3 protein-coding genes are annotated in these 2,857 nt (G+C 36.3%); 1 reads left to right on the top strand and 2 read right to left on the bottom strand.

Annotated features, from left to right (window positions below; genetic code table 11):
* Window positions 1–101 (top strand): hypothetical protein (locus F6K13_RS26655; RefSeq protein ID WP_287288945.1); only part of this gene is annotated, 101 nt, incomplete at its 5' end.
* A 549-nt stretch (window positions 102–650) separates the two neighbouring features.
* Here F6K13_RS26655 and F6K13_RS26650 read toward each other — a convergent pair.
* Both F6K13_RS26650 and F6K13_RS26645 read right to left on the bottom strand, forming a co-directional pair.
* A complete protein-coding gene (locus tag F6K13_RS26650) occupies window positions 651–1,214 on the bottom strand; it encodes a hypothetical protein (protein ID WP_124144325.1) in 564 nt (187 codons plus the stop codon).
* An 853-nt stretch (window positions 1,215–2,067) separates the two neighbouring features.
* On the bottom strand, window positions 2,068–2,700 hold the full coding sequence (locus F6K13_RS26645) for a 2OG-Fe(II) oxygenase (RefSeq protein WP_124144324.1): 633 nt from the start codon (window positions 2,698–2,700) through the stop codon (window positions 2,068–2,070).
* Between the last annotated feature and the right edge of the window lie 157 nt (window positions 2,701–2,857).

The raw sequence follows: 2,857 nt of genomic DNA, 5'->3' as shown, positions 1-2,857 counted from the left end.
TGGAAAGTATTTCTAACCGCATTGTGAATGAGGTTAAGGGAGTTAACCGAGTGGTGTATGATATCACTTCTAAGCCTCCTGGTACTATTGAGTGGGAGTAATATAGTCTGCACTGTAGGTTGGGTTAAGCGGGAGTGCAACCCAACATAACTAGGGTTTTTGAACCCATCCCACTATTCTTGAAACCCTTATATTGAGGTAATATAAAATTCGTTAAATCCGCAAAAATCATGTTAGTGGGATAGACTTATGGTTTTTGGTTTTCAAGCTACCTCAATTAAATCAACCTCGACAATTCGAGGGTGTTGGGTTTCGTACCTTAACCCAACCAACCTACAACTTTACTATTACACACCTAAAATGTTACAACAGTAGGGGGGGTTCCGCATTAAATTAATAGTGTGTCAAACGATCGGATGAACCCGTCCACGACCCAATAATAATTATGCACCCCGTATCGTTGAGAGAAAAAAAGAGAAGGGGTATTTCTCCTCTCTTTATCATTTCAATCACTTTTTAGCCTTTAGTCTTTCTTTTGCTGCCTAGCATTAAGCCACCTAGTGCGTTCAAACTCACTATAGATGCTGCTGGTTCAGGGGTTTAGGATGCCTGGGTTTCTCCACCACTCTGCTTAAAAGAGGAAGAAGACACTACAGTTTCGCTCGACACAAGTACTGTTGTGATATCCACTGGATATCGATCAAAAGGCACATACATACTAACTCTACTACTAATTGCCATATTATTCTAAATGAGAGGCCTTCATCCGTGTATGGGTTGGTAAACAACTTCACATCATCTGCGTCAATGTCATACAAAAAATCAAGATTTGCCTGCCACTCAGAGGCGAAGGCAGAATCTGAAGAATCCCACAACAGGACTCCAAGACCCAAGACGGAAGATAGCTCAACATACCAGGAGTCTAACTCCGAACTAAGAATCACGCTGTCAGAGTTGTCATCTTGAGCTGTCCAATCAAAGATCAACCGGTAATCATTAGAGAAGGTTAAGTTTGTCCTACCTGTGAAACTGGTTGCGGTTGCAGGCAGCAACCATGAGCAATCTTCTGCTCCGGCGACTAATATCCCTTTAGTCAATGTTGTGGATGATACAGAATTTGCTGCAGTAGTCAGAATGGTGAATAAACCTGAAAACATGGTATGGTGTGTGTAATTTTTTGTTTTTTTCTCATAAAAGCTTGCTTTTTTAAACAATATGAATACAACTAAATTAACTTCATCAAATCTTTACCAAAACACCAATGTTATTCATCAAATATTCACACTTTAGTAGAGTGTTTGGGGTTTAATTAGACAAATAAAATGTTATACATCTGTATTTATTAGGAACAGGAGATTGCTATTACCATATAATCTAATTTTAGTAGATAAACCCTGCTTCTTTGCACTTTCGGCACAGAAACAGAATTAGTTGGTTCAATGTAAAAACTGGAGTATTAATCAAAGCTTTGAAGCGCCAACCCTAGTAGAGGTATTACATAGAACGTTTCTACTGTGTTTTACTTAAATGAAAACTTCTGTAGGAGTAGCGATCGCTACTATTAAATACCACCCAAATAATTAACAATAGACTTGTCGCTTTATCACTTAAAAAATCCCCAAAAACCTTGTTCTGTAAATATTTTAGCTATTGACAGCAAAAAAAAATTGGAATTATTGCTCTGTCTAGGTTGGAGCGATTTTTTCCCTCTATTTAGCGATAACTCTAATTTATAATTTCGTTGTATCACAAATAGTAGTACTATTTAAGTAATGGCAAACCTATCTAAAGAATCATCATAAAAATTCGGTAAGTGGAAAACCACATTCCGAGTTGAATTTATGTGTAACTGGCGGATAAATAATTAAGTTTAAGACTCCACCAAATTTTTAATAATGGGAATTATCGCCACAATTAATTCTTTCTTAAACGAGCTGCTATAGGTCATCAATCCAAGTCTCCCCTAGCTAACTTTTTCTTCAATAGACCTCTCCGAATAATTAATTTAAAACCCTTGTAATGGCAGGATAAAAAGTTAGTTTCCGGAGATGTCTAATGCTTCTAGAATTATCTAAACTGAGGACCGCCTACCCAACAAACTAGCGCCCATCTCTTACCTTGAGTAATAGGTGTTACTTCATGGAGTATTATAGAAGGAAACAAAACCATTGTTCCTCTTTCTTTTGGTAATTTTTCTGGTTTTCTGTTAGTATACAACTTCAATTCTGAACCTTCATAATCTTGAGGATTGGAAAGTTGGATCGAGATAGAAATTTTGCGATAATAATAAAGATCCCCATTATCTAGATGTTTATTGTAATGATCCTGAATATTTTTCTGATTGTTACTAGCTTCATAACATAAAAGTTGTAAAGAATCAATAATACCGTAAATATCATAATTCCACCACTTGTTATTGGCATATTTAACACTATTAGTTAACCTTTCCCACAGCCATCTCGTTGATGCCGAATAATTCACACCCCAGGCTTTTACTTGACGAAACTCTGGTTTCAATTTTCCATCTACAGTAGGGTTTGATGGCTTTATTTGTTTTGATAAAGAAATAACCGAGTCACACTCTTTTGCTGTTAAAGCACCCCAGTTTTCACCTGGTTTACAGAAATGTTCTTTTTGAGAAGCATCATAGCAAGCGTATGTAATTTGACGATACTTTTGTTCAGGAGAAATCCAAACCATATTTTCTCAATCCTAACTTTATGAAAACCATTTATTTTTGCAAATTATCGGAATTGAGGACCACTAATCCAACCAATAAGTTCCCATCTTTTACCTTCAATAATAGGCGTTACTTCATGCAAAATAAATAAAGGAACAATGATTATGTTTCCTTCAA

Origin of the sequence: Okeania sp. SIO2B9, from assembly GCF_010672505.1 — a bacterium.
Classification (GTDB): domain Bacteria; phylum Cyanobacteriota; class Cyanobacteriia; order Cyanobacteriales; family Microcoleaceae; genus Okeania; species Okeania hirsuta.
The sequence above is the reverse complement of the archived record's forward strand: the minus strand, read 5'-3'. Positions and strand labels throughout refer to the sequence as shown.

Bases quoted from the DNA above. Each gene is read 5' to 3' on its own strand.
- F6K13_RS26645 (WP_124144324.1), bottom strand. From the start codon at position 2,700: ATGGTTTGGATTTCTCCTGAACAAAAGTATCGTCAAATTACATACGCT.